28 protein-coding genes and 2 tRNA genes are annotated in these 25,786 nt (G+C 69.2%); 2 read left to right on the forward strand and 28 right to left on the reverse strand.

What is annotated here, in order from left to right; all coding sequences use genetic code 11:
- Positions 1 to 35: 35 nt before the first annotated feature.
- The 10 genes from AC1Q5A_RS06335 to AC1Q5A_RS06380 are packed head-to-tail and all read right to left on the reverse strand — an operon-like array spanning position 36 to position 9,010.
- Positions 36 to 1,022, reverse strand: coding sequence for a PDR/VanB family oxidoreductase (locus AC1Q5A_RS06335; RefSeq protein WP_492699387.1), 987 nt, complete (start codon positions 1,020 to 1,022; stop codon positions 36 to 38).
- Positions 1,022 to 2,179, reverse strand: a complete 1,158-nt coding sequence (locus tag AC1Q5A_RS06340) for an FAD-dependent monooxygenase (RefSeq protein WP_492699389.1) — start codon at positions 2,177 to 2,179, stop codon at positions 1,022 to 1,024. Before AC1Q5A_RS06340 ends, AC1Q5A_RS06335 begins: the two co-directional genes overlap by 1 nt.
- Before the next feature lie 33 nt (positions 2,180 to 2,212).
- A complete protein-coding gene (gene dmpG / locus AC1Q5A_RS06345; protein ID WP_492699391.1) occupies positions 2,213 to 3,277 on the reverse strand; it encodes a 4-hydroxy-2-oxovalerate aldolase in 1,065 nt (354 codons plus the stop codon).
- Between the two features lie 11 nt (positions 3,278 to 3,288).
- Positions 3,289 to 4,233 (reverse strand): acetaldehyde dehydrogenase (acetylating), encoded by a 945-nt coding sequence (locus AC1Q5A_RS06350; RefSeq protein WP_492699393.1) that lies wholly within the window; start codon positions 4,231 to 4,233, stop codon positions 3,289 to 3,291.
- A 23-nt stretch (positions 4,234 to 4,256) separates the two neighbouring features.
- Positions 4,257 to 5,048: a 2-keto-4-pentenoate hydratase gene (mhpD, locus tag AC1Q5A_RS06355; protein WP_492699395.1), complete on the reverse strand. Its 792-nt coding sequence runs from the start codon at positions 5,046 to 5,048 to the stop codon at positions 4,257 to 4,259.
- Position 5,049: 1 nt separating this feature from the next.
- Positions 5,050 to 5,871, reverse strand: a complete 822-nt coding sequence (locus tag AC1Q5A_RS06360; protein ID WP_492699397.1) for an alpha/beta fold hydrolase — start codon at positions 5,869 to 5,871, stop codon at positions 5,050 to 5,052.
- Between the two features lie 13 nt (positions 5,872 to 5,884).
- A complete protein-coding gene (locus tag AC1Q5A_RS06365; protein WP_492699398.1) occupies positions 5,885 to 6,313 on the reverse strand; it encodes a lipocalin-like domain-containing protein in 429 nt (142 codons plus the stop codon).
- Positions 6,310 to 7,233, reverse strand: a complete 924-nt coding sequence (locus AC1Q5A_RS06370; protein ID WP_492699400.1) for an alpha/beta fold hydrolase — start codon at positions 7,231 to 7,233, stop codon at positions 6,310 to 6,312. Before AC1Q5A_RS06370 ends, AC1Q5A_RS06365 begins: the two co-directional genes overlap by 4 nt.
- A gap of 36 nt (positions 7,234 to 7,269) precedes the next feature.
- Positions 7,270 to 8,301 carry a VOC family protein gene (locus tag AC1Q5A_RS06375; RefSeq protein WP_492699402.1) on the reverse strand — a complete coding sequence of 344 codons (1,032 nt, stop codon included), beginning with the start codon at positions 8,299 to 8,301 and terminating at the stop codon, positions 7,270 to 7,272.
- A gap of 37 nt (positions 8,302 to 8,338) precedes the next feature.
- Complete coding sequence (locus tag AC1Q5A_RS06380; RefSeq protein ID WP_492699404.1) at positions 8,339 to 9,010, reverse strand: GntR family transcriptional regulator; 672 nt, start codon at positions 9,008 to 9,010, stop codon at positions 8,339 to 8,341.
- Between the two features lie 96 nt (positions 9,011 to 9,106).
- Here AC1Q5A_RS06380 and AC1Q5A_RS06385 point away from each other — a divergent pair, with 96 nt between their 5' ends.
- Complete coding sequence (locus tag AC1Q5A_RS06385; protein ID WP_492699406.1) at positions 9,107 to 9,895, forward strand: alpha/beta fold hydrolase; 789 nt, start codon at positions 9,107 to 9,109, stop codon at positions 9,893 to 9,895.
- Between the two features lie 133 nt (positions 9,896 to 10,028).
- Here the strand turns inward: AC1Q5A_RS06385 and AC1Q5A_RS06390 are convergent.
- Both AC1Q5A_RS06390 and AC1Q5A_RS06395 read right to left on the reverse strand, forming a co-directional pair.
- A tRNA-Ala gene (locus AC1Q5A_RS06390) sits at positions 10,029 to 10,104 on the reverse strand.
- Positions 10,105 to 10,165: 61 nt separating this feature from the next.
- A complete protein-coding gene (locus tag AC1Q5A_RS06395; protein ID WP_492699408.1) occupies positions 10,166 to 11,278 on the reverse strand; it encodes a ribonuclease D in 1,113 nt (370 codons plus the stop codon).
- A 98-nt stretch (positions 11,279 to 11,376) separates the two neighbouring features.
- Between AC1Q5A_RS06395 and AC1Q5A_RS06400 the strand changes: the two genes are divergently transcribed.
- Positions 11,377 to 13,314, forward strand: a complete 1,938-nt coding sequence (locus AC1Q5A_RS06400; protein ID WP_492699410.1) for a formylglycine-generating enzyme family protein — start codon at positions 11,377 to 11,379, stop codon at positions 13,312 to 13,314.
- A 44-nt stretch (positions 13,315 to 13,358) separates the two neighbouring features.
- Here the strand turns inward: AC1Q5A_RS06400 and AC1Q5A_RS06405 are convergent.
- The 16 genes from AC1Q5A_RS06405 to phaR form a co-directional block, all read right to left on the reverse strand.
- A tRNA-Leu gene (locus tag AC1Q5A_RS06405) sits at positions 13,359 to 13,444 on the reverse strand.
- Positions 13,445 to 13,471: 27 nt separating this feature from the next.
- A complete protein-coding gene (locus AC1Q5A_RS06410) occupies positions 13,472 to 14,053 on the reverse strand; it encodes a cysteine dioxygenase family protein (protein ID WP_492699412.1) in 582 nt (193 codons plus the stop codon).
- Positions 14,054 to 14,102: 49 nt separating this feature from the next.
- A complete protein-coding gene (gene metX / locus AC1Q5A_RS06415; protein ID WP_492699414.1) occupies positions 14,103 to 15,227 on the reverse strand; it encodes a homoserine O-acetyltransferase MetX in 1,125 nt (374 codons plus the stop codon).
- A 2-nt stretch (positions 15,228 to 15,229) separates the two neighbouring features.
- Positions 15,230 to 16,294 carry a c-type cytochrome biogenesis protein CcmI/CycH gene (locus tag AC1Q5A_RS06420; RefSeq protein WP_492699416.1) on the reverse strand — a complete coding sequence of 355 codons (1,065 nt, stop codon included), beginning with the start codon at positions 16,292 to 16,294 and terminating at the stop codon, positions 15,230 to 15,232.
- Positions 16,291 to 16,737: a cytochrome c-type biogenesis protein gene (locus AC1Q5A_RS06425; RefSeq protein ID WP_492699418.1), complete on the reverse strand. Its 447-nt coding sequence runs from the start codon at positions 16,735 to 16,737 to the stop codon at positions 16,291 to 16,293. Before AC1Q5A_RS06425 ends, AC1Q5A_RS06420 begins: the two co-directional genes overlap by 4 nt.
- Positions 16,734 to 17,276 (reverse strand): DsbE family thiol:disulfide interchange protein, encoded by a 543-nt coding sequence (locus AC1Q5A_RS06430; protein WP_492699420.1) that lies wholly within the window; start codon positions 17,274 to 17,276, stop codon positions 16,734 to 16,736. Before AC1Q5A_RS06430 ends, AC1Q5A_RS06425 begins: the two co-directional genes overlap by 4 nt.
- Positions 17,273 to 19,252: a heme lyase CcmF/NrfE family subunit gene (locus AC1Q5A_RS06435; protein WP_492699422.1), complete on the reverse strand. Its 1,980-nt coding sequence runs from the start codon at positions 19,250 to 19,252 to the stop codon at positions 17,273 to 17,275. The genes AC1Q5A_RS06430 and AC1Q5A_RS06435 overlap by 4 nt, the downstream gene beginning before the upstream one ends.
- Positions 19,249 to 19,734, reverse strand: coding sequence for a cytochrome c maturation protein CcmE (gene ccmE / locus AC1Q5A_RS06440; RefSeq protein WP_492699423.1), 486 nt, complete (start codon positions 19,732 to 19,734; stop codon positions 19,249 to 19,251). The genes AC1Q5A_RS06435 and ccmE overlap by 4 nt, the downstream gene beginning before the upstream one ends.
- A gap of 24 nt (positions 19,735 to 19,758) precedes the next feature.
- Complete coding sequence (ccmD, locus tag AC1Q5A_RS06445; RefSeq protein WP_492699425.1) at positions 19,759 to 19,965, reverse strand: heme exporter protein CcmD; 207 nt, start codon at positions 19,963 to 19,965, stop codon at positions 19,759 to 19,761.
- Positions 19,962 to 20,720, reverse strand: a complete 759-nt coding sequence (locus AC1Q5A_RS06450; protein ID WP_492699427.1) for a heme ABC transporter permease — start codon at positions 20,718 to 20,720, stop codon at positions 19,962 to 19,964. Before AC1Q5A_RS06450 ends, ccmD begins: the two co-directional genes overlap by 4 nt.
- 6 nt (positions 20,721 to 20,726) lie before the next feature.
- Complete coding sequence (gene ccmB, locus AC1Q5A_RS06455; RefSeq protein ID WP_492699429.1) at positions 20,727 to 21,413, reverse strand: heme exporter protein CcmB; 687 nt, start codon at positions 21,411 to 21,413, stop codon at positions 20,727 to 20,729.
- A 207-nt stretch (positions 21,414 to 21,620) separates the two neighbouring features.
- Complete coding sequence (gene ccmA / locus AC1Q5A_RS06460) at positions 21,621 to 22,256, reverse strand: cytochrome c biogenesis heme-transporting ATPase CcmA (protein ID WP_492699431.1); 636 nt, start codon at positions 22,254 to 22,256, stop codon at positions 21,621 to 21,623.
- A gap of 124 nt (positions 22,257 to 22,380) precedes the next feature.
- Positions 22,381 to 22,791, reverse strand: coding sequence for a DUF3293 domain-containing protein (locus AC1Q5A_RS06465; protein WP_492699433.1), 411 nt, complete (start codon positions 22,789 to 22,791; stop codon positions 22,381 to 22,383).
- A complete protein-coding gene (locus tag AC1Q5A_RS06470) occupies positions 22,784 to 24,286 on the reverse strand; it encodes an FAD-dependent oxidoreductase (protein ID WP_492699434.1) in 1,503 nt (500 codons plus the stop codon). Before AC1Q5A_RS06470 ends, AC1Q5A_RS06465 begins: the two co-directional genes overlap by 8 nt.
- A 78-nt stretch (positions 24,287 to 24,364) precedes the next feature.
- Entirely contained in the window at positions 24,365 to 25,126 is a 762-nt protein-coding gene (phbB, locus tag AC1Q5A_RS06475; protein WP_492699436.1) for an acetoacetyl-CoA reductase, read from the reverse strand.
- 115 nt (positions 25,127 to 25,241) lie between these two features.
- Positions 25,242 to 25,739 carry a polyhydroxyalkanoate synthesis repressor PhaR gene (phaR, locus tag AC1Q5A_RS06480; protein WP_492699438.1) on the reverse strand — a complete coding sequence of 166 codons (498 nt, stop codon included), beginning with the start codon at positions 25,737 to 25,739 and terminating at the stop codon, positions 25,242 to 25,244.
- Between the last annotated feature and the right edge of the window lie 47 nt (positions 25,740 to 25,786).

A 25,786-nucleotide genomic window follows, 5' to 3' on the forward strand; every position in this document is an offset into this window, starting at 1 on the left:
GCCATGCCCGGGCTTCGCCGTGGCGCAGCGATCGATTACAGGTCCAGCACCAGCTTGCCCGACTTGCAGCCCGAGCAGCAGATCATGATCTTCTTGCCCGAGCGATGCTCGAACGGGGTCAGGTAGTCGTCGCGATGGTCGGGCTCGCCCTCGATCACGGCGGTTTCGCAGGATCCGCAGACGCCTTCCTGGCACGAGTGCGCGACATCCAGCCCGGCCTCCAGCAGCACGTGCAGGATGCTCTTGCCGGGCGGCACCACGAAGCTGCGGCCGCTGCGCCTGAGTTCGACCGTGAAGCCGCCTTCGACGGCGGCATCCTGGTGCGCGGAGAAGTACTCGACGTGGGCGTGGCCTTCCGCGCGATCGGCGGTCGCCTGCTGGAACGCTTCCAGCATCGGCACCGGACCGCAGCAGTACAGGTGCGCATCCGGCGGCGTCGCCGCCACGGCGGCGGGCAGGTCGAGCACCTTGCCGCCGTGCTCGTCGTTGAAGTGCATCCGCACGCGGCCCGGTGACTTTTCCTCGAGCGCCATGAGTTCGGACAGATAGGCGCACTTCGGCCGGCTGCGCGCGCCGTAGAACAGTTTCCACGGCCGGCCCAGCGCCTCGAGCCGCTGCACCATGCAGTACAGCGGGGTGATGCCGATGCCGCCGGCGATCAGCACCACCAGCGGCGCGTCCTCGACCAGGGCGAAGTTGTTGCGCGGGCCGTCGACATCGAGCACTTGCCCGGCTTGCAGCGCATCGTGCACGAACACCGAGCCGCCGCGGCTGTTCGGGTCGCGGTTGACCGCGATGACATAGCGCTCGCGCTCGGCCGGGTCGTTGACCAGCGAGTAGCTGCGCGACAAGCCGTTGCCGAGCTTGAGGTCGATATGGGCGCCGGCACCGAACGGCGGCAGCAGCCCGCCGTCGGGCGCCGCCAACTCGATGGCGACGATGTCTTCGGCCTGCCGGGTGCGGCAGCGGACGACCAGTTGCATGGGCTTGTCTTCGATGGTGGGAAGGCGGACGGCGTTCATCAGATGGCTTCCGTGAGTTTGGCCAGCACGCGCTGGACGACGGCGGTCTGTTCGGCAACCGGGGCCCGCGTCTGTTCGAGGTGGCCGATCTCGATCGAGCCGTCCACGATCATGCGGCAGCGCTCTTCGCGGCGGGCCATGAACGCGGCGAGCACCTGTGGAACATCCTGGCTCGCAGCCAGCAGGTCTTCCAGCACCAGCGCGTCCTCGATCGCCATGCCGGCGCCCGACGCGAGCTGCGGCGTGGTCGGGTGTGCCGAATCGCCGATCAGCAGCACGCGGCCGCGGTACCACGGCGTGGGCAGGTGGAACGCTTCCAGCGGGCGGAACACGATGTGGTCGTTTTCGGTCAGCGCATCGCGCACCCGCGCTACGTCGCCGCCGTAATCCTTGAGCATGGCCTTGAGCGGGACGTGCAGGTTGGCCTCGTCGCGGAACGTCTTCGGCGCGGTCTCCAGCACGAACATGTACATCTCGCTGTCCGACACCGGGGTGAAGCCGACCTTGAGCGGGCCGCCGAGGAAATAGGTGCGCCGCTCGACCGAGGCCGGACGCGGCACGGTCACGCGCCATACGTTCTGGCCGGTGTATTCGGCCGGCGGCGCGTCCGGGATGATCAGCCGGCGCACCCTGGACATCACCCCGTCGGCGCCCAGCACCAGGTCGTAACGGCCCGTGCTGCCGTCGCTGAACACGACATCGACGCCGCTGGCGCCCTGGTTCAACGCATCGACGGTGATGCCCAGCCCCACTGGCGCCCCGGCTTCGGCGAGGCGCGCGGCCAGCACCTCGTGCAGACGCGGACGCATGATGCCGCCGCTGCCGGGCGCGTCGGCATCGGCGGGCATCGGCGTGTCCAGCAGGCGGATCGGGTCGCCGCTGGCGTAGTCGCGCACCTGGATGCCCTCACCGGTGTAGCCGTGCGCCTTGATGCCGTCCAGCACGCCCAGCTGCCGAAAGGCGCGCAGCGTCGGGCCGGTGATGGTGAGGCCGGCGCCGAGCATGCCCCATTTCGGGTTGATGTCGATCAGCTCGACCGCCACGCCGATGCGGCGCAGCGCGATCGCAGCGGACATGCCGCCAACCCCCGCGCCGACGATGAGTACCTTCAGCGCGCTTGCGCCCATTCCCGTTCCCATGTTGCCCCCCTCGTGCATTGCCCTGGTTCGGCGCGTGCGCCGGTAATTCGTTCAGACCCGCGCCGCCGCCGATGTGGCGACCGCCGGCTCGGTCTCTGCCGTCCGCCCGACCTGCTTCAACAGGTCCAGCGCCACGTCCACGATCATGTCTTCCTGGCCGCCGACCATGCGGCGGCGGCCCAGTTCGACCAGGATGTCCACCGCCTTCAGGCCGTACTTCTTCGCCGCCGCCTCCGAATGGCGCAGGAAGCTCGAGTACACGCCGGCGTAGCCCAGCGCCAGCGTCTCGCGGTCCACCCGCACCGGGCGATCCTGCAGCGGGCGCACGATGTCGTCGGCGGCGTCCATCAGCTTGTAGAGGTCGGTGCCATGGTTCCAGCCCAGGCGCTCGGCCGCGGCGATGAACACTTCCAGCGGCGCGTTGCCGGCGCCGGCGCCCATGCCGGCCAGGCTGGCGTCGATGCGGTCGCAGCCTTCCTCGACGGCGACGATGCTGTTGGCCACGCCCAGGCTGAGGTTGTGGTGGGCGTGCATGCCGGTCTGCGTCTCCGGCTTGAGCACGTCCTTGAAGGCGCGGAAGCGGTCGCGCACCTCGTTCATGCTGAGCGCGCCGCCGGAATCGACCACGTAGCAGCAGGTCGCGCCGTAGCTCTCCATCAGCTTCGCCTGTTCGGCGAGGCCTTGCGGGGTCTGCATGTGGCTCATCATCAGGAAGCCGACCGTGTCCATGCCGAGCTTGCGTGCGTATTCGATGTGCTGGCGCGAGATGTCCGCCTCGGTGCAATGCGTGGCCACGCGCACGATGCGGGCGCCGGCGTCGTAGGCGGCCTTCAGGTCGTGCACCGTGCCGATGCCGGGCAGCAGCAGGGTGGCGATCTTCGCATGCTTGATGACGCTGGCCACCGCCTCGATCCATTCCAGGTCGGTATGGGCGCCGAAGCCGTAGTTGAAGCTGCCACCCTGCAGGCCGTCGCCGTGGGCGACCTCGATCGAGTCGACCTTGGCCTGGTCCAGCGCGTGGGCGATCTGCCGGGCCTGCTCGACGCTGTACTGGTGGCGGATCGCATGGCTGCCGTCGCGCAGCGTCACGTCGGAGATATAGATCTTCTTGTTCATCGCGGTTGTCCTCAGGCGACCTTCGCCGGCAGCATGCGTTCGGCCATGCGCTCGGCGGTGTGCAGCGCGGCGCTGGTCATGATGTCGAGGTTGCCGGCGTAGGCGGGCAGGTAATGCGCGGCGCCCTCGATCTCGAGGAAGATCGAGGTCTTCAGGCCGGTGATGCGATCGGCCACGCCCGGGATGCGGATCGGGCTGTCGATACGGTCGAACTGCACATGCTGCTTGAGCCGGTAGCCGGGCACGTAGGCCTGCACGGCGGCGGCCATCTCCGCGACCGAGGCGGCGATGGCGTCCTCGTCGGCGAAATCGCTGAGTGTGTAGACCGTATCGCGCATGATCAGCGGCGGCTCGGCCGGATTGAGCACGATGATCGCCTTGCCCTTGGCCGCGCCGCCAATCACCTCGATCGCCCTGGAGGTGGTTTCGGTGAACTCGTCGATGTTGGCGCGCGTGCCGGGGCCGGCGCTCCTGCTGCTGATCGAGGCGACGATCTCGCCGTAGTGCACCCGCGCCACGCGCGACACCGCTGCCACCATCGGGATCGTCGCCTGGCCGCCGCAGGTCACCATGTTGACGTTCGGCGCGTCCAGGTGCGCCTCGCCGTTCACCACCGGAATGCAGTACGGACCGATCGCCGCGGGCGTCAGGTCGATCATGCGGATGCCGGGTTTCTTCGTGCGCAGGAAGGCGTCGTTCTTCACGTGGGCGCCGGCGCTGGTGGCGTCGAACACGATGTCGAGGTGGTCGAATACCGGCAGGCGCGCCAGCCCCTCGACGCTCTCGTGGGTGGTCGCCACACCCATGCGCTGGGCGCGCGCGAGGCCGTCGGAGGCCGGGTCGATGCCGACCATTGCGGCGACCTCTACGTGCCGGCCGTGGCGCAGCAGCTTGATCATCAGGTCGGTGCCGATGTTGCCGCTGCCGATGATCGCCGCCTTGATCTTGTCAGTCATGGGGTACCTGTCTCTGGAAGGGGTCACTGCGCGTCGAACACGGCCGTGACGCTGCCGAGACCGTCGATCCCGGCGTGAAAGGTCTGGCCGGCCGCGACCGCGACCATCGGGCCGAGCGCGCCGGAAAGGATCAGCTCGCCGGCCTTCAGCGGTGCGCCGTGGCGGGCCATCGTGCGGGCCAGCCACACCACCGCATTGAGCGGGTGGCCGAGGCAGGCGGCACCCGAGCCGGATGACACGGTGTCGCCGTCGCGCGTCATGCGCATCGCGCAGCCGCGCAGGTCCAGCCCGTCGAGTCTGCGCGGCGTGCCGCCAAGCACGAAGGCGGAGGAGGAGGCGTTGTCGGCGACGGTATCGACCAGCTTGATGTTCCAGTTGGCGATGCGGCTGCCGACGATCTCCAGCGCCGGCAGGGCAAAGTCGACCGCGCGCAGCACATCGACCAGGCCGGGGTTTTCCATGGCCAGGTCGCGGCCAAGCACGAACGCCACTTCGGCCTCGACCTTCGGCTGGTGTAGGCCGGCCAGCGGAATCGGCAGGCCCTCGCCGAAGCCCATGTCGTCGAACAGCACGCCGTAATCGGGCTGGTCGACGCCGAGCTGCCGCTGCACCGCGGGCGAGGTGAGGCCGATCTTGGCGCCGACGATGCGCGCGCCGTTCTTTATCTTCAGCCCGGTATTGAGTTTCTGCACCGCGTAGGCGGCGTCGGTGTCGAGCCCGGGGAAGGTCTCGCGCAGCGGCGCGATGAACTCGCCGGTGGCGGCCGCGTGGCGCAGCATTTCCGCGGCCCGGGTGATGGTGTTGGCGTCGCTCATGTCAGGCGGCCTTGAAGAAGTCGCGCAGTAGCGCGCAGAACTCCGCGCCCTTCTCGATCTGCGTCCAGTGGCCGCAACGACCGAACAGATGCACCTGGCTGTTGTCGATCCACTGATGCATGGTCAGCGAGGTCGACACCGGAATCACCTTGTCGTCGCGTCCATGCACCATCAGCGTCGAGTGCCGGATGCCGCGGATGTCGGCCTCGCTGTGCGCCATCGCTTCCACCCAGCGCTGGCGCGGTGCGGGGAACATCGAGGCGAACGCGTCCTGCGTGCGCAGGCTGGCCTGATGGCGCGATTCAACCAGCGCATCGCCGACCAGCGACGGATCGTAGGCGAACACGTTCTTCATCAGCGACTGCATGTTCTCGAACGAGGGCTGGTAGCCCCACACCGCGTCCAGGCCCGGGGTCAGCTCGAAGGGCACGCCGACGCTGCCCATCAGCACGATCCTGTCCACCCGTTCGGGATGGGCGATGGCCAGCGCCAGTGCCATCGACCCGCCGAAGGAATTGCCGACGAGGTGGGTTTTCCCGATGCCCAGTGCGTCGAGGAACTGCACGATCTGGGTCAGCCAGGTGGCGCGCGAGTAGGTGATGCCGTCGGGCACTTCGCTGTAGCCGAAGCCGGCGAGATCCGGCGCCAGCAGGCGGAACTGGTCGTTGAGCGTGGCCAGCACACCGCGCCAGTTGGCCCAGGCGCTGACGCCGGGGCCGGAACCGTGCAGCAGCAACACCGGCGCACCGTTGCCGACATCCTGGTAGTTGGTGAGGATGTCGCCAGTGCGGATGGTCTTGCCGATTTCGGGATTGGCGCTCATTCGAGGTATCCAGTCAGACGGGACGACGCCACACCAGGCGGGCGGTGCGCGCTTCGGGGGTGTTTTCTTCCAGCCGCGCCTCCAGCGCGAGGTCGCCGTTTTCCAGGGCACGGAAGCGGCGCTTCTGCACGCCACCGACCCAGTTCGGGAACAGGCTGAATTGCACGGCATGGCTGACCGTGTCGCCTTCGACCGACCAGCGGCCGGCGTAGCTCAGCATCGACGCGTAGGCCGCGGCCTTTTCCGCATCGGGCGCGTTCCACTGGCCGCCCTGCTCGAAGCGCTTGCGGTCGCGGCGGCAGATCATGCAGACCATGTCGCCGTCCGGCTCGTAGCGGATGAAGCCTTTCAGCTGTTCGCCCATCGGCAGCTGGCGGCGGCCGTCGTCATAGAGCTGCTCCCAGGACACGACGTCCCAGCGGCCGGTGATGTCGATGCTCACGCGAGGTTCTCCTGGTGATCGGATGAAGGCTCGCGCAGGAAGTCCGCGACGATCCGGTTGTGTTCTTCGGCGCTCTCGAACTGCGCCCAGTGGCCGCACCCGGCGGCGCAGTGGAAGCGGCCGCGTTGCACGGTGTCGGCAAGGTGCTGGCCAAGCGCGGGCGGCGTGCGGTTCCGGTCGCCCCAGTAGACGAGGGTCGGTTGCGTGATTTGCCGGGCCAGCGCGTCGGTGACGACGTACTGCCGGATGCTGGGCCCGCTTCCCAGGTATTCGGTGATGAACTGCTGTTGCACGGCGGCGATCGCCGGGTCGCGGTACAGCGCCTGGCGCACCAGCACCGCCTCGTCGGGCAGCCGGGCGGGGTCGGCGAGGATGCGCGCCATGCGGGCGTGCACGTTGGCAAAGCTGGGGTCGCGCAGCGTTTCCAGCGAGCTGGGCAGGTTCTTCGACCAGTCCGGCTCGACGTAGCCGGCGACGGCACCCGCATCCGGCGCGTAGCCTTGCGTGGTGGTCAGCACCAGCCGGCGCACGCGCCGCGGATGGCGCAGCGCCAGCTGCATCGCTACCCAGCCGCCCATCGACTGGCCTTCGACCGCCGCCGCGTCCAGCCCCAGCGTGTCCATCACGTCGATGACCTGGTCGACCAGCACGGGGATGATCGCGGGGTCGTAGCCGTCAGCCTGGGACCGGCCGTGCCAGAGGAAGTCCAGCGCCACCACGTGGAAGTGCGCGGCCAGCGGCATGACGTTGCGTACGTAGTTCTCGGCGTGGCCGCCGGTGCCGTGCAGCAGCAGCAGCGCCGGCCCCTGGCCGGCCTCGATGATGCGGGTGCGGTAGCGCCCTTCGAGCATGCGCACCTGCGCACCCAGCAGTTCGACCCAGTAGGGCGTGGAGGTGGCGGCGGGCGGCATCACGGTCATGGTCGGGCAGGCTCGTGGGTGGTCAGCGGGTGGTGGTCATCGCACGATTTCGTGTTCGTGCCGGCCGGCCCGCGGGGCATCGTCGCCATCGCCCAGCGGCTGTTCCCTGCTCAGGGAAATCGGCCCCTTGAGCGTCCCGTCGGACTTGTCCAGCCCGAACCGCCACTCGGAGAAAATGTGCGAGGTGGCGGCGAAATCGGTGGTATCCCACGTTTCCGTGACCACATCCTCGTCGGCCGCGTACTCGAACGCGCAACCCAATGGCGAGTGGAAATACCAGAAGCACGCCGAGGAGACGACGTGCCGGCCGGGACCGGCGAAGGTCTCCCAGCCCTGGTCGTCGATGTACTGGCCGCCGCCGATCACTTCGTGCACGTCGCGCACCTTGAACGCCAGGTGGTTCAGGCGTGCGCCGGGCGCGCGGCCGTTCATCATGAAGAGGTGGTGATGGTTGCCCGCCGGCGAGCAGCGCAGGAACACGCCGCGGTTGGCGTAACGGTCCGACACGATGAAGCCCAGCCGCTGGATGTAGAACTTCGACGCGTCGCCGGCGTCGTCCACGCCGATGGCGGCATGGCTGATCTCGAACGGGCAGGCGCGCGCGTAGCGCTCGGCGCGGCGGTTGATGCGGTCCGGGTGGCTCGGGCTGTTGAAGCGCGTCGGTTCGTAGGGGACCTTGTTGCGTTGCGCCGGGCGGAACGCGAGCCCGATGCCCAGGTCGTCGATCGCATGTAGGACACCACCCGCGCCATCGAACGTGACGTCGCGGTCGCGGCCCAGTTCCTCGGCCAGGTCGTCGAGCGCCGCCGGGTCGGTGACGCCCCAGGTGATCTCGCACACACCGCTTGGACCGCCGCCGACCGGGCGCCGACCCCGGGTTGCCGCATCGGCCTGCACGACCTCGATCTCGGAGCCGTCCTGTGTGCTGAACACGAAGCTGTCGGCGGCGTGGGACGGCATCGCTGCTAGGCCCCAGTCGGTGAGGAAGCGTCTGGCCTCGGCGAGCTCGGCCACGGCGAACTTCACCCGTTCGATGCCACTGATGCTGAAGCGATTGCGGGAACTCATGGAGGCGTCACTCGATGGGTGGCAAGGGGATCGATCGTCAGGCGGCCAGGTCCGGGTGCGGCGCGTGCTTCTGCCACGCCGCCACCAGCCGGGTGGCCGAATCGCCGCGCAGCTGGAGGTGGCCCGACATCGCCCGCCGTGCGGCTTCGCCATCCCCGGCGCAGATGGCCGCCACGACGTCGTCGTGCTCGCCGTGCATCGACTCCAGCGAGGCGTGCGACTCCATGCTCGCGTGCCTGACCGCGGCGATGGTTTTCGCGCACTGGGCCACCTGCTGCTCAAGCACCGCGTTGGCGGAACCCTTGACGATCAGCTCGTGGAACTGGTCGTCGAGGCGGACGTACTCGGCGCGGTGCCCGCCGCCGCGGTACTTGTGCATCTCCTCGTGAAGCGAGGTCAGCTGCGCGCGCTGCAAGGCGGTCATGCGGGCGGCGCACAGCTCGGCGGCAAGGCCGGAAAGCGTGGCCAGCACTTCATAGGCATCGAATACCCGCTGCAGCGAGATGCCCACCACGATGGCGCCGAGTCCGCGCTCCAGCCGGACCAGGCCGCTGGAGGCCAGGCCGAGCAGGGCTTCGCGCACCGGTGTACGCGACACGCCGAAGCGCTCGGCGAGGGCCACCTCGTTGATGACCTCGTCGTGGACGAGGCGGCCACCAAGAATGTCCTTCTCGAGTTCGCTGGCGATTTCGACGGAGCGTCTGGCCATGGCTGCGGCTCATCAATGTAATTTTGTATAATTATTAAAGACAATACTATAATTTTTCTACAGTGTCCTGCCGCGCCGCAGCAGAGGGAGTCCAGGTTGAAGAAGACCCTGCCCACGTTCAGTCACCACGTCGCCGGCCCGGCCGACGCCCCCTGGGTGACCTTCATTCCAGGCATCGGCAACGACGACGGCTTCTGGCGCGTGCAGGCCGAGGCCTTGTCCGACCGTTTCCGCGTGCTGACCTTTTCGCCCTGGGGGCACGCCGACAGTCCGCCGCCGCCGGCGGGTTGCCGTTTCCAGGACGTGCTGGATGGCGTGCAGGCACTGTGGGACACGCTTGGCATCGCGCGTTCCAGTGTGGTGGGGCTGGGTTTCGGTGGTTCGACCGCGCTGGCACTCGGCTTGCAGACGCCACAGCGTATCGAGCGCATCGTTGCCTGCTGCTGCCGCGCGCGGCAGCCCGACGATCGTCGCGACTTCTGGCGCAAGCGCCGGGAGACCGCGTTGACCGGCATGGATGCATTGGCCGATGCCACCGTCGACCGCTGGCTCGGCGATGCTTTCCGTGCCGCGCATCCTGAAGTCGACGCGACGTTGCGGGCGATGATGAAACGCACCACAGCCGAGGGCTATCGCGCCTATGTCGGCGCCTTCATCGAGATGGATTTCGAGGCACGCCTCGACGAGCTGGCGGTACCCGCGCTGCTCATCGCCGCCGAGCACGACCATGGCGGCGGCCCGGTGGACGACATGCGCGCGATGGCTGCCCGCATGCCGCAGGCCAAGCTGCAGGTCGTGGCCGGCAGTGGCCACATCGTGAACCACGAAGCACCGCAGGCAGTGACGTCGCTGTTGCGCCGATTCCTTGGTGCGCCGGCGGTCTGATCAGCGGGCTGCGGCAGATCCCGGGCCGGGTTTTTCGTGCGGCGGCATCCGGCGTTACGCTCCGGCAACCCTGCACAAAACAAAAAGCGCCTCACGCCGCGAGGCATGAAGCGCTGTCTGATCCAGTATGGCGTGGTGGAGCGGATGGGGATCGAACCCACGACCTCTACGATGCGAACGTAGCGCTCTCCCAGCTGAGCTACCGCCCCACGGCAAGCGGCGAATGTTAGCAGCGTGACGGGGCTTCGCCAAGACCCCGCCGGCGGGAACTCAGTCGGGCAGCAGGCCGGGCAGGCGGTCGTGCAGCACCTCGCGGCGCCAGCCTTCGAGGAACTCGGGCCACTCGGCGGTGACCACGTATTCCTCCAGCACCTTGCGCGGGCACAGCAGGCCGGGTGGCAGGTCGAGTTCGCCGGCGAGGTCGTCGACCAGGGTCTTCATGCCGGCCAGCGCCTTCTTCGCCTCGCCCTGCGGGTGGCCGGGGATGCGCGCGGTGGCGGCGATCTCCTCGTCGCCGACGGGTGGGGCGAGCAGCTCGAACAGCTCGCTGCGCTGGGCCGAGCGCAGGGCGCGCTGGCCGCGGCTGCGTTGTTCGAGCTCGCCGAGGCTGGCCGGCGGCTGCTGCGCGAGGTTGAGCGCCAAGGTGTCGTCGAGCAGCCAGGGGCGCGGCACGTCGAGGCGGCGGGCGCTGCGCTCGCGCCACAGCAGCAGGCGGCGCAGCAGGGCCTGCTGCGCGACCGGCCAGTCGGCGGCGCCGCGCAGCGCGCGCTGTGGCTGCCGGTCGCCGTCGCGGTGGCTGGCGCGCTGCTTCAGTCGGGCGCAATCCTCGGCGTGCCAGGCGCTGCGATCGCGGCGCAACAGGCGCTCGGCCAGCTGTTCGTGGATAGTCTGCAGGTACACCACGTCCAGTGCGGCATAGCGGCGTTGCGAGTCGGTGAGCGGGCGCTGCAGCCAGTCCGAGCGGGTCTCGCCCTTGTCCAGTTCCACCCCGGCCAGTTCGGCGACCAGCGCGCGGTAGCTCAGGCCCAGGCCCATGCCGACGAAGGCGGCGGCGATCTGCGTGTCGAACAGGATGTGCGGGCCGTCCGGCAGCAGCGGTGCGAGGGTTTCCAGATCCTCGCCGGCGCTGTGCATGACGGTGGTGGCCGGGCCGGCACCGAGCTGCGGCTGCAGCGCGTCGCCGATGTCGAAGGCGAGCGGGTCGACCAGCGCATGGCGGCCGTTCCAGCCCAGCTGCAGCAGCGCGAGCTGGGGGTAGAACGTATTGCGGCGCATGAACTCGGTGTCCAGGCCGAGCATGGCGTCGGCGGGAATCGGCGCCAGCCAATCCCGCAACGCGTCGGGCCGGTCGATCCAGTCGGCGGCGGTTTCGGATGGGGGCATCGGTGCTCCTTGGAAGCTGCGGGCGCGGATTGCCCTGCAGGCGGTTTGTGCCTATGGTGAGCAGCGCACGATAACAGGCCGCACCAAGGACGCCATCTATGCCGAACAACGCAAGCCTGCGCCGTCAGCGTGCTCTCGGCGGCGCGCTCGGGGTGATCGTGCTGGGGTTCGCGCTGCTGTACCACTTCTTTCCGCGGCTGTTCCACGTCAATCCGGCCGAGGCGCCGCGTCGTTCGATGTCGCTTGGCGTCGCCGCGCCGGGCAGCGGACTGCACCCGGAACGGATCTCGGCGATCAGCGAGCTCAACGCCGGACCGCCGCTGACGCTGGCGCCGACGACGGTGATCGCCTCACGCAGCGGCAGAAGCGCGAACCTGCCCGAGCAGCACAGTGCCGATCCGCCGGAGGTGCAGGCCCTGCTGGCGCGGGCAACCCGGGCCCTGCACGCCGGCCAGCTGGTCGGCGACGCGAACGGCGCCGCCGCCTTGTTCGGGCAGGCGCTGAAGGAGAAGCCGGACAGCCGCCGTGCCGCGCAGGGCCTGTTCGACGTGCGCGCCAGGCTGGTGGCGGAGATCGACCAGGACATCGCGCTGGGCGACGCCGATGCGGCGCGTGAACTGCTCGCCGCCTTGCGCACGCTGCCGAACGCCAGCGCGGAAGTGGCGCAGCTGGATGCGGGCCTGCAGACCCTGGAGAAGGTGCGCCCGATGCTGGCCGAGGCCGCCGGCCTGCTGCGGCGGGGCAAGGCGGACCAGCCGCGGGGCGGCAGTGCGCTGGACCTGTATCACGAGGTGCAGAAGCTCGACCCGCAGAACGCGGTGGCTGAGCAGGGCATCTTCGAGGTGCAGCGCGCCGTGCTGGATCGCGCACTGGCCGCGGTGGCGCAGAACGATTTCGCCGGGGCCGACCGCGAGCTGGCGGCCGCGCAGGCGATCCGCCCCGGTTCGCAGCAGATGATCGAAGTGCACAAGCGCGTCGACGACATGCGCGTGCAGCGCGCGAGCGGCGTGCTGGTGCAGGCGCGTACGGCGCTGGATGCCGGCAACCTCGAGCTGGCCACGAAGCTGGCGGCGCAGGCGCGCGCGATCGACCCGAACCTGTCGGCGCTGGCCGCGTTCGGCGACCAGCTCACCAACGCGCGGCTGTACGCCAGCTACAAGCCCGGCCAGGTGTTCACCGACCGCTACATCGACCTGCCGGGCAAGACGCCGGCGATGGTGGTGATTCCCACCGGCAGCTTCCAGATGGGGGCGTCTGCCGACGACGAGGACCGCAACGACGCCGAGCTGCCGCAACATGCGGTCGCCATCGCCAAGGGTTTCGCGCTGGCGCGCACGGCGGTGACGGTGGCGGAATTCCGCGAATTCGTCCGTGCCAGTGGCTACGTGCCCGACTCGGTCAAGCTGGGCGGCGCCAGCGTGTACGATGAGCGCAGCGGCGCGTTGCGCGACGACTCGGACGCGACCTGGCAGGATGACTACGCCGGTCGCAAGGCCGACGACAAGCTGCCGGTGGTGAACGTCTCCTGGAACGACGCCAAGGCCTATGCCGACTGGCTCGGCCAGCGCACCGGCAAGGTCTACCGGCTGCCCAGCGAGGCGGAGTTCGAATACGCGCTGCGCGGCGGCACCCGCAGCCGCTACTGGTGGGGCGACGGCACGCCCACGCGCCCGGTGGAGAACCTCACCGGCTCCGGCGACCGTTCGCGCAGCGGTCGGCGCTGGAGCCACGCCTTCCGCGGCTACCGCGACGGCTATTGGGGGCCGGCGCCGGTGATGAGCTTCGCCGCCAATCCGTTCGGCCTGTACGACATCAACGGCAACGTCTCCGAATGGGTGCTGGACTGCTGGCACGACAACTATATCCGCGCCCCCGGCGACGGCAGCGCCTGGGTCAACCCGGGCTGCCGCTCGCACGTGGTGCGCGGCGGCTCCTGGGGCAGCTCGCCCGACCAGGTGGACTCGGCCTATCGCCAGGGCAGCAGCGGCGACGCACGCAGCGGCCGGGTCGGCTTCCGGGTGGTGCGCGAGCTGTAGGCGGGCATGAAAAACCCCGCGCGGAGCGGGGTTTTCCCGGTGTCTGGTACCGGTGAGAGGACTCGAACCTCCACTGTGTCGCCACAAGCGGATTTTGAGTCCGCCGCGTCTACCATTCCGCCACACCGGCATGTGCGAGCTGGGGATTATGCCGGGTTCAGTGCACGCGGTCGAGACCCAGCTGGCGCACGTTGCGGCCGTACCAGCGGTCTTCCGGCAGCGGCTGGAACACCGAGCAGCGGGTCATCGGGCCGGAGTAAATGTGCAGGCTGACGGTGACCGCGTTGTCGCTGGGGTTGCGGATGCTGTGGTATTCGTGCGGCGGGATCAGGCTGCCGGCCGAGCCGGCGCCGGCCTGGATCGAGCCGACCGGCTGGAAGCAGTAGCGCTGCGCGTCGTGCTCGACCAGCTCGTACTGCACGATCTCCAGCGCGCCGTTCCACACGCCCTCGACGCACCACATGCCGTCGTGGTCGTGGATCGGCGTGCCCTGGCCCGGGCCCCAGGTCATCGCCACCACGCAGTAGCCGTGTTCCTCGCTGCGGTACAGCTCGCGGCGGGCGTAGTGCTCGGCATTGGCTTCGAACACGCAGGCAGGCAGGGTGACGGCCTTGTCGCAGATCAGCTGGCACAGGCTGTGGCGCAGGCTGTCGGTGAGCTCGTGGGTGGTCGGTTTGCCCACGGCGGCGTCGATCGCGTCGATCAGGGTGCGGCTGCCGGGGAAATCCAGGGTGAGCATGGCGGTCTCGGTCTGGTGCGTGGTGGCGTGGATCTTACCAGCGCAGCGGTCAACGGGCCGTCAGCCGGTTCAGGAAGCCGCCGATCGCGCGGCTATAGTTGTCGATGTCGACCAGGAAGGCGTCGTGGCCCTGCGGCGAGTCCAGCGCCACGAATTCCACTCGTGCGCCCGCCGCTTCCAGGCCCTCCGCGATCTGCTCCTGCTGTTGCAGCGGGAACAGGATGTCGGTGCTGACGCCGATCACCATGGCTTCTTCGACGCGGATGCGCCGGAGCCCTTCCAGCACGCTGCCGTGGCCGTATTCGGCGATATCGAACCAGTCGCTGGCGCGCGACAGGTACAGGTAGCTGTTCGGGTCGAAGTGGCGCACGAAGCGCTGGGCGTGGCCTTCGAGGTAGGACTCCACCTGGAACTCGCGGCCGAACGGCTCGTCCTCGCGTTGCTCCGGGTCGAGCCGGATGCGCGCGAAGCGGCCGTTCCATTCCATCGCCGAGCGATAGGTGATCACGCCGAGCTTGCGCGCGATGCTCATGCCGAGGTCAGGATAGCGGCCGCCTTCCTCCGCATGGATGTCGTAGTTGCCGTCGTCGAATTGCGGGTCGAGCCGGATCGCCTCGCGCTGCAGCGAGCGGATCGCGATGGCGAACGGCTGCGCCTGCGGGGCGGTGTCCACGCTGATGTGCGCACGCACGCTGCCAGGATGCAGCAGCATGTAGGCCAGCGCGCTCATGCCGCCCATCGAGCAGCCGATCAGGCAGGCCAGCTGGCCGATGCCGAGGCTGGCGACCACGGCGTGCGCGGCGTTGGCGACGTCTTCCAGCGCCAGCTCGGGGAAGCTCAGCCGGTACGGTTCGCCGGTGGCCGGGTCGATCGAGGCGGGGCAGGTCGAGCCCTTGTCGCTGCCCAGCGAGTTCACGCAGATCACGAACCAGCGCGCGGTGTCGATCGCCTTGCCGGGGCCGGCCATCTCCTGCCACCAGCCCGGCGAGGGGTCTTCCTCGCAGGAGGTCATGTGTGCACTGGGCGACAGCCCGGTCAGCACCAGCAGCGCATTGTCGCGTGCCGCGTTCAGCGTGCCCCACGTCTCGTAGGCGACATGCGCGCCGTACAACGCGCCGCCGCGCTTCATCGCGAACGGCGAAGGCAGCGGGAGGTAGCGGCGTGCGTCGCCCATGCTCAGTGCACCTTGTCGATGCTGATTTCGACCGGCGTCCCGCGCTCCACCGCGACCACGCCGGCGTCGCCTTCCAGGTCGCCGGGCTGGGCGATCGGCTGGCCGCTGTGGCTGATCCGCGCGCCGACGAAGACGTGCTGGACCGAGGACAACCTGAAGGCAGGCGTCATCGCCATCGCGTCGTTCAGCGTGACGGTGGCGGGCAAGCGGGCGGGATCGAGCCTGGCCACGGCCAGCGGCATCGGCGGGCCCGGCTCCGATGGGGTGCCTGCCGCGCGGGCGTAGACGAACAGCGCGTCGCCGGGGGCGAGCTTGTCCTTCAGCGCCGGCGCCAGCGTCACCTGCACCTGCAAGGTGGCGCCCTGCGGGGCAGGCGCAGGGGAGCCGCTCGATGTGCCGGCCGGCGCGCCGCCGGAACGGGCGTCGGCGACGGCGATCTGTTCGGCCACCGCCTTCGCCACCGACGAGCCGGGCTCCAGCTGCGGTTGCAGCAGGCGCCAGGTGGCGGCCGCCTCGCGGTATTCGCCACGCTGGAAGTTGCCGATGCCGAGCAGCCACAGGCCGCGCTGGCTGTCGGGGTGCAACTGCACGGCGCGCTGGAGCAGTTCCAGCGCACGCCCCTCGATCAGGTGGTCGCTGCGCGTCATCGAATCGTTCTCGGCCCAGCCGATCATCGCCTCGGCGTTGTTGGGGTCGAGTTTCAGCGCGTGGTCGAATGCATCGCGTGCCTCGGCCGGTTGGCGCAGCATGCTGCTGGTCTGCGCCAGCAGCATCCAGCCCTGCAGGTCGTCCGGCTGCTGCTGCAGATGCGTGCGCAGCTCGGCGATCACCTGCGGCAGGCTGATAGCCGCGGGCTGGGCGGTCACGCCGTTCAGGGCGGCGGGCGTGCCCACCAGCAGGTACAGCGCGCCGGTGCCCAACGGCAGCACCAGGGCGATCAGCAGGCTCGTCACGAACACGCTGCGCGGACGGCCGGACTTGCGGCCCTGGCGCATCAGCGGCAGCAACAGCACGGCCAGCGCCACGGCGACCATCGCGGCGGCGGCAATGAAAAAAACGGTCTTCACCAATCGTCCCCGTTGTCGGTGGGTGCCTCGGCGACGCCGTCGCCGCGGTTGCGCCGGCGGATCGCGGCCAGCACCACGCCGGCGCCGGCGCACAGGATCAGCAGCGGACCGAACCAGAGCAGCCAGGTACCCGGTTTCAGCGGCGGGTCGTACAGCACGAACTCGGAATAGCGGGCGACCAGGTACTGCTTGATCTCCTCGTCGCTCCTGCCCTGCTGCATCATCCGGAAGATCTGGTTGCGCAGGTCGCGCGCGATCGGCGCGTTGGAGTCGGCCAGCGTCTCGTTCTGGCACATCGGGCAGCGCAGCTGGTGCGTGAGGTGCTGGAAGCGCAGCTCCTGCGCGTGATCCTTGAACGGCATGGGCTCGATCGCCTGGGCGTGGGCGAAGCCGCCAAGCAGCAGCGAAGCCGCGAGAAGTATCCGGAACAGCTGGCGCGTCACGGTGCCTCCTTCAGCATCGCGGCGATCGCCGGTTTGAGTTCCTTCGCCACCACGTCGGGCGTCAGCGGGCCGATGTGCTTGTAGCGGATCACGCCCTTGGCGTCGATCAGGAAGCTTTCCGGCGCGCCGTACACGCCGAAGTCGATCGCGGTCTGACCGGGCTCGTCGGCGATCAGCAGGCCGTACGGATTGCCGTGCCGGGCCAGCCAGTTCTTGGCGTCGGCCGGGGCGTCCTTGTAGTTGTAGCCGACCAGCGTCACGCCCAGGGATGGACCTTCGGCGGCCAGCACTGGGTGCTCCACCCCGCATTCGATGCACCAGCTGGCGAACACGTTGAGCAGGTAGGGCCTGCCCAGCAGGTCGGTCTTGCTGACCGTCTGCGTGGGCTCGTACAGCTTGGGCAGGTGGAAGGCCGGAGCCGGCTTGTTCAGCAGCGGCGTGGGGATCGCATTCGGATCGTGCCGGGTATTCCACCAGATGCCGAAGCCGAACAGCCCTGCCAGCAGCATGAAACCGATGAAGGGGAGCAGCCGGTTCATGCGTGGGTTTCCTGCGCCTGCAGGCCGGCGACGGCGCCGGCTTCAGCCTCGGCGCTACGCTTGAGGCGGAAGCGCTTGTCGGTGGCGCAGACCAGGCCGCCCAGCATCATCAGCACGCCGCCGGCCCAGATCCAGCGGACAAACGGCTTGTAGTACAGGCGCAGCGCCCAGGCGCCTTCGACATTGCCGGCATCCATCGGTTCGCCCAGCGCCACGTACAGGTCGCGGGTGACGCCGGCGTCCACCGCCGATTCGGTCTGCACCTGGCCGCGCAGGTAGGTGCGCTTCTGCGGGTGCATCACGGTGAGCTCGCTGCCGTCGCGGATGACCGTGACCACGCCCTGGTCGGCCTTCCAGTTCGGCCCGTTCGCGCGGTGCACGCCGTCGAAGCGGAACTCGTAGCTGCCGATGTGCTGGCTTTCGCCCGGCGCCATGCGTACGTCGCGGGTCACGCTGAGCGACTCGGACAGCAGCACGCCGGCCACGAACACGCCCACGCCCAGGTGCGCCAGCAGCATGCCGGCCATCTCGGCCGGGTAGCGCCGGCCGCGCGGCATTTCACGCCAGCGCTTGTACGCATAGAGCAGCACGCCGACGGTGATCCACACGGCGGCGGCCACGCCGACGATCGCCTTCAGGTTTCCGTCGACCAGGAAGGCCGCGATGATGGCGCAGGCCAGCGCGGCGATGACTACGCGCAGCAGCAGGCTCTTGAGCACCGGCGCCTCGCCCTTGCCCCAGCGCAGGAACGGGCCGAACGGCAGCAGCAGCACCACCGGCGCCATCAGCAGCGGGAACAGGAAGCCGAAGTAGGGCGGCCCGACCGAGATCCGGCCCAGGTTCAGCGCATCGCCGATCAGCGGGAACAGCGTGCCCAGCAACACCATCGCCGCGGCCACCGCGAACATCAGGTTGCCGATCAGCAGCGCCGTCTCGCGCGAGACCACCTTGAACGGCTTGCCACCCAGCACCTGCGGCGCACGCAGCGCATACAGCAGCAGCGAGCCGCCGACCACGATGGTGAGGAAGGCCAGGATGAAGATGCCGCGGCGCGGATCGGAGGCGAACGCGTGCACCGAGGTGAGCACGCCCGAGCGCACCAGGAAGGTCCCGAGCAGGGACAGCGAGAAGGCGAAGATCGACAGCAGGATGGTCCACGCGCGCAGCGAGCCCCGCTTTTCGGTGACCGCCTGTGCATGGATCAGCGCGGCGCCGACCAGCCACGGCATGAAGCTGGCGTTTTCCACCGGGTCCCAGAACCACCAGCCGCCCCAGCCCAGCTCCGCATACGCCCACCAGCTGCCGGCGACGATGCCGCAGGTGAGGAAGGCCCAGGCGATATTCGTCCACGGTCGCGCCCAGCGTACCCATGCCTGCTCGAGCTCGCCGCCGAGCAGGGCGGCGATGGAGAACGCGAACGCCACCGAGAAGCCGACGTAGCCCATGTACAGCATCGGCGGGTGGAAGGTCATGCCCGGGTCTTGCAGCACCGGGTTCAGGTCCGCGCCGTCGCTCGGCATCGGCAGCAACCGGCCGAACGGGTTGGAGGTGAAGATGATGAAGGCGAGGAAGCCCACCGCGATCAACCCCATCACGGCGATCACGCGCGAGGCAAACACCTCGGGCAGCTTCTGGCTGAACGCGACCAGCGCCACCGTCCACACGTTGAGGATCAGGATCCACAGCAGCAGCGACCCCTCGTGCGCGCCCCACACCGCGGCGATGCGGTAGTACCACGGCAGCGCCAGGTTCGAGTTGTCGGCCACGTACTGCACCGAGAAGTCGAAGTGTAGGAAGGCCCACGCCAGGATGCCGAACGCCATCGCGACGAATACCGCCTGGCCGGCCGCGGCCGGACGCGCCACCGCCATCAGCGCCCGGTTGCCGCGCCATGCGCCGATCAGCGGCAGGATGCTCTGCGCCAGCGCCAGCAGCAGGGCGAGGATCAGCGCAAGCTGGCCGAGTTCGGGGGTCATGGCCTGGGGGTTCCTTGCATGTTGTCCCGCGCCGCAGCGCCTTCTTCGACCTGCTTGCCCTGGTGCGCCTTGGCCATGGCGTCCTTCAGCTCCTTCGGCATGTAGGTCTCGTCGTGCTTGGCCAGCACTTCGGTGGCGACGAAGTGGGCGTTGTCCATGTGGCCGGTGGCGATCACCGACTGGTTGTCGCGGAACAGGTCGGGCAGGATCCCGGTGTATTCCACCGGCATCGCGCCGCCGGCGTCGACCACGGTGAAGGTGACCTTGAGCGAATCGCTGGCGCGCTGGATCGAGCCGGCCTTGACCATGCCGCCGAGCCGGAACGTCTTGTAGCCGGCGGCCTCGCCCGACTGCACCTGGCTCGGGGTGAGCAGGTAGTTCATGTTGTTCTGCAGCGCCAGCACGACCAGCACCGCGGTGACAGCCGCCGCGGCGAGGATGGCCAGCACGATGGTGAGCCGGCGTTTGCGGGTGGGATTCATGGGCATGGCGGTCGACTGACCCGGTCAGGGGGACGCTGGAGTGGAAGGGGGTTTGCGTTCCTGTCGCGCGCTCTGACGCGCCAGGCGGGCACGAAGTTCCGCCAGCACGCGGCGGCGGCGCAGGCGCGGTGCGACGGTATCGGCGGCCAGCACGACGAAGAACAGCGCGTAGGCGGGCCACACGTAGGCGGCGTAACCGCCCATGGCGAGGAAATGCTGCAAGGTGCTCATCGTGCGGCCTCGTCCTCGGCGATCCTGCGCACCCAGTCCTTGCCGCTCTCCAGATCCAGCAGGTCGGTGCGCGCGCGGCGGAACAGGCTGGCCGCATAGTAGAACTTGGTCGCCAGGGTCACCGTCAGCAGCGGCCACAGCATCGCGCCGGAGATCTTCGACTGGCCGAACACGTTGACCGTGCTGCCCTGGTGCAGGGTGTTCCACCAGTTCACCGAGAAATGCACGATCGGCACGTTGATGATGCCGATGATGGCGAGGAACGCCGCGGCGCGCGCGCCCTGGCGGCGATCCTCGAACGCGTGGTACAGCCCGATCACGCCGAGGAACAGGAACAGCAGCACCAGCTCGGAAGTGAGCCGCGCATCCCAGGTCCACCAGGTGCCCCACATCGGCTTGCCCCACAGCGAGCCGGTGACCAGGGTGATGAAGGTGAACGCCGCGCCGATCGGCGCCGACTCCATCGCCACCACCTCGGCCAGCTTGATCCGCCACACCAGCGCGATGAACGAAGCCACGCCCATCGCCCCGTAGATGAACATGCTCATCCACGCGCTCGGCACGTGGATGAAGATGATCCGGTAAGCATCGCCCTGCTGGTAGTCGGCCGGCGCCAGCACCAGGCCGCCGTACAGCCCGATCGTGCCGAGCAGCAGCGCCATCGCCATCGCCCATGGCTGCAGCGCGCCGGCGAAGCGGTAGAACGTCGGCGGCGAACCGAGCTTGTGCAACCAGAGCGGAATCCAGCTAGCCATAACCGATCAAGCGTCCAGGGCAATACGAAGGGCCGCCGCGCAGGCCAGCGGCGCCAGCACCACGGCCAGCACCAGGGCGGCGGCGAGCCAGGCGACCGGCGCGAACCACGGCAAACCCTGTTGGGCGGCCGCCACGGCGCCGGCGGCGAAGATCACCGCCGGCACGCAAAGCGGCAACAGCATCAAGGCGAGCAGCATACCAGAGCGCCGGGTGCCGGCCGTCAGCGCCACCAGCACCGCGCCGAGCAGGCTGAGCAGCGGCGTGGCCAGCGTCAGCGCCAGCAGCAGCACCGGGATCACCGCGCCGGGCAGGTGCAGCATCGCGGCCATCAGCGGCGCGATCACGATCAGCGGCAGCGCGGTGGCGAGCCAGTGGGCGAGGATCTTCATGCCCAGCAGCAGCGCCAGCGGCTGCGGCGCGAGCACCAGCTGCTCCAGCGAGCCGTCCTCGATGTCGCTGGCGAACATCGCGTCCAGCGCCAGCAGCATCGCCAGCAGCACGGTGACCAGCACCACGCCGCCGGCGATCCGCTGCAGCAGGGTGTCCTCGGGGCCGAGCGCGAACGGGAACAGCATGGTCACGATCAGCGCGTACAGCACCGGCATCGCGATGTCGCCGCGCCGGCGCCAGGCGAGGGTAAGGTCGCGCCGCAGCATCGCGGCGCACGCGCTGGCGAGGCTAGGACGGTTCATGGCTGTGCTCCCTCCCCTGCGCGCAGGGGAGGGTTGGGGAGGGGTAACGCTCTTGCTCTTGCGCAAGAGCGAACCCCCTCCCAGCCTGCACTCGGGCCATCCATGGCCCTCGCCCTTCGGGCGGCTGACGCCGTGCAAATCGGCAGTCCTGCCGATTTGTCCCCTGCGAGCAGGGGGAGGAGTCCATGCCTGACATTCTCGGTCGTCTCAATCATGCATGCGGATCCGCCGCGGCTCGCCGCCGTGGAAGCTCACCGTGCCGTGGCTGGTGACCATCGCCGCGCCGCCGGCGTCGGTGTGCGCTTCCAGCAACTCGTTCACCAGCGCGATGCCGATGCGGTCGAGGTTCGCATACGGCTCGTCGAGCAGCCACAGGCTGGCCGGCAGCAACAGCAGCCGCGCCAGCGCGGCGCGTTTTTTCTGGCCGGCGGAGAGCCGGCGCACCGGCTCGTCCTCGTAGCCGCGCAGGCCGATCCGGGCCAGCACCGAGGCCACGCCGGCGCCGTCACGACAGCCATGCAGGCCGGCGGCGACGTGCAGGTTCTCGCCTGGGCTGAGATCGGCCTTGAGGCCGAGCTGGTGGCCGAGGAACAGGATCTCGCCGGCGCAGTGGTCGCGCTGCAGCGGTTCGCCGCGCCAGTGCAGTTCGCCGGCACCGACGTGCAGCAACCCGGCCAGCATGCGCAGCAGGGTGGTCTTGCCGCTGCCGTTGTCGCCTTCGACCAGGGCCAGTTCGCCCTCGCGCAGCTGGAAGTCCAGCGGTGCGAACACTGGCTCGTCCTGGCGATGGAAGCTCAAGGCCCGCGCTTCGAGCAGGGGCATGGCGGCGGGGGCAACAGTCATCCGCGCGATTGTCCGCAATGGCGAGGGCGCTTGTCCATGCGGCGCTCTGCCGCTGCGCCGGTCGGCGGGTGTTGCGCCTTGCCTGGCGCGCTGGGAAAGGGCGGGACGGCCCTTTCCCGACAACCTATCGGTCCAGCACCCGCAGCAGGGCGGCGCTGCCGGCTTCGCCGTGCACGTAAGCCAGCTGCCCATGGGCCCTGGCCAGCTTGTCCAGCACATGGGTGCCGGCCCCCATGACGAACAGGCTGGGCTCGCTCCAGCCGGAGGTGCCTACGCCGAGCGCCGGATGGACGGCGACGCCGGGCTGGTCCTGCAGCGTGGCCAGCAGTTCGCGCTGTGCGGCGAGGTTCTCCGCCGGCGGACGTCGGCGCGCCTGCGGGTTCCATGCCGTGATGAAAGCCCACGGCCGCGAACCGACCGCGGCCGCGAGCTGGGGCGGCAGGGGCAGGTCCACACGTATCGTTGCCCAGGTCACGGTGTCCAGGCAGACGTGGTAGGCGGTGGCGTGAAACGCCTCGAGCAGGGCTTCATCCATGGCGTAGCCTCGGCAGTGGCGCCAGCTTCGATTGGAACAGCCGCGCGGCGGCTTCGATGTCGACGGCCGCCACGTCCGGCGTGTCACGCAGCAGCTGTTCCAGCAATTGGTCCTGCGCCCGGCCGCGTTCGAGCGCGTAGGCGTAGGGCACGTGGGTGAACGTTACCAGGCGATAGCGCGTCATGTAATGGCCGGGGATGCGTTCAGCCAGCAAGGCGCCCAGTTCGCGCTTGGCCAGGTAGCGCGGGTCGACTACCGAGTCGCGCATTTCGACATAATTCTCCAGCGCCATCGTGGCGATCGCGTCGGCGTTCGGTTGGCGCACGCGCTGGAATTCGGCGAACACCCCGGCGCTGTCGTCCGGCGCCTCGGCCAGCAGGTCGGCCAGCACCACGGTGTCCTCGAAGCCGCAGTTCATGCCCTGGCCGTGGAACGGCACGATCGCGTGCGCGGCGTCGCCGATCAGCAGCGCGCAGCCGCCGAGGTGCCAGCGCTCCAGGTACAGGGTGGACAGCGTGCCGACCGGATGGCTGTCGAAATCCTCGTCGAAGCGCGGGATCAATGGCAGCAGGTCGGGAAAGTCCGCGGCGAAGAGGGCGCGCGCCGCGGCCGCGTCGGGCAGGCTGGCGAAGCTCGGCGCGGCGCCCTGCGCCGGCAGGAACAGGGTCACGGTGAAACTGCCTTCGGTGTTCGGCAGCGCGATGCACATGTGGCCGCCGCGCGGCCAGATGTGCAGCGCGTTCGGTTCCAGCGCGAACTGGTCGCGGCCGCTGCCGGGGTGCAGTACTGCGGCCGGCAACTCGCCGGCCGGCGGGATTTCCAGCTCCTTGTAGCCGTGGCCGAGCGACTCGATGCGCTCGCCCAGCGGCGCGTGCGCGTTCATCGCCGCGCGCACCGCGGAGCCGGCGCCGTCGGCGCCGATCAGCACGCCGGCCTCCAGTTCGCGCTCCGTGCCTGCCTCGTCGGCGAGACGGATGCGCCGACGTCCGAAGTCGGCGGCGACCAGCGACTGGCCGAAGTGGAAGCGCACGCCGGCGGCCTCGGCCGCGTCCAGCAGCAGCATGTTCAGTGCGCCGCGCGACACCGACCAGATCACTTCGCCGTCGTCCACGCCGTAGCGCTGCAGGCCGCTGTTGCCGTCCGGTGCATGCACCATGCGCCCGCGCATCATCACCGCCCGCTGCAGCACGTCGTCGGCCATGCCGGCCGTGCGCAATGCCTGCAGGCCGCGCTCGGCCAGCGCCAGGTTGATCGAGCGGCCGCCGCTGTCCATGGATGGACGAGTGCCGCGGGCGCAGGCGACGGCAGGGATGCCGGAGGTAGAGCAATGTCGGGAGCGATTGCCGGATGCGCTGGAGCGGCCAGCGAAGCCGGTCAGCCGCGGATCGGGCCGTTTCTCGAACACCTCGACCGCAAAGCCGCGCCCGGCCAGTTGCTGCGCCAGCAGCGCGCCGACCAGGCCGCCGCCGATGAGGGTGATGGTTGGCTGCGCCATGCCGCGGTCCGTGGAGAGAGTACGCCCACTGTTCCGCAAGCGGCGCGCGACTGCAATCCCGGGCGGCCGGAACCTGCCTCAGAAGCTCATGAAGTAGCCGCCGTTCACCGGCAGGTTGGCGCCGGTGATGTAGCCGGCGTCGTCGGCGGTGAGGAAGGCCACGGCGCGGGCGATGTCGGAGGGCAGGCCGAGCCGGCCGACCGGGATGTCGGCGACGATCTGCGCGCGGATCCCGTCCGGCACCGCAGCGACCATCGGGGTGTCGCAGTAGCCGGGCGAGACGGTGTTGACGGTGACGCCCTTGCGCGCGGTCTCGCGCGCCAGCGCCATGCTGAAGCCGTGCACGCCGGCCTTGGCGGCGGAATAGTTGGTCTGGCCGAACTGGCCGGTCTGGCCGTTCACCGAGCTGATGTTGACGATGCGGCCGAAGCCGCGCGCGGCCATGCCCTCGACCACGTGGCGGCACATGTTGAACACGCCGTCCAGATTCACCCGCATCAGCTCGTGCCACTGCTGCGGCGTCATCTTGCGCAGGCTGGTATCGCGGGTGATGCCGGCGGCATTGACCAGGATGTCGACGCTGCCGTGCTGCTGTTCGATCCGTTCGACCAGTTGCCGGCAGCTGTCGAAATCGCTGACGTCGGCCGGCTCGAACGCGATGGCGCCTCCGAAGCCGGCGACCTCGTCGTGGAACGCGGCCACGCGCTCCTGGCGCGAAGCCAGGTCCAGCGCGATCACCTTGCGTCCGGCGCGGGCCAGCTGGCGGCAGATTTCCGTGCCGAGGCCGCCGATGCCGCCGGTGACCAGCGCGGTACGGGAAGAAGGGTCGGTTGGAGTCATGTTCGGATCCGTCGGTGCGCCAATGCCGCAGGGCAGCACGTGTTGTGCTGCAGCGATCGGGAGGGGGTGCAAACGAACGGCGCGCCGAAGCGCGCCGTTGGGAGTCAGGCCGGAATCAGCCGGATTTCTTGCCGCCGCGGCTGGACGCACCGGGGGTGGGAATCACCTTGGCGGCGGTGTCCATCAGCCCGCGCTGCAGCGCCTGGAACGCGGCGAGGTTGCGCTCGGTCAGGTCGTTCAGCGTGTTCCAGGGGGTCTGCCCCATCAGGCTGTTGAGCTGGCTGCGGAACTGCGTCTGCTGGTCGAGGAAGACCTGCAGGCTGCGCTCCAGGTAAGGGCCCATGAAGCCCTGCAGCGAATCGCCGTAGAAGCGGATGATCTGGCTGAGCAGCTGCGGCGACAGCATCGGCTGCCCCTTGTCCTCGTGCTCGGAGATGATCTGCAGCAGCACCGAACGCGTCAGGTCCTCGCCGGTCTTGGCGTCGCGGACCTCGAAATCCTCGTTGTCCAGAACCAGCTGGCGGACTTCCTCCAGCGTGATGTAGCTGGAGATCTCCGTGTCGTACAGACGCCGGTTCGGATACTTCTTGATGGTGCGTTTTGTTTGTGCCATGCGGCGAACGCTAGCAGAAGATATTGCGCCGCACCAGCCGGTGGCGG

The organism is Rhodanobacter sp. GW835-FHT13D09, from assembly GCF_058793995.1.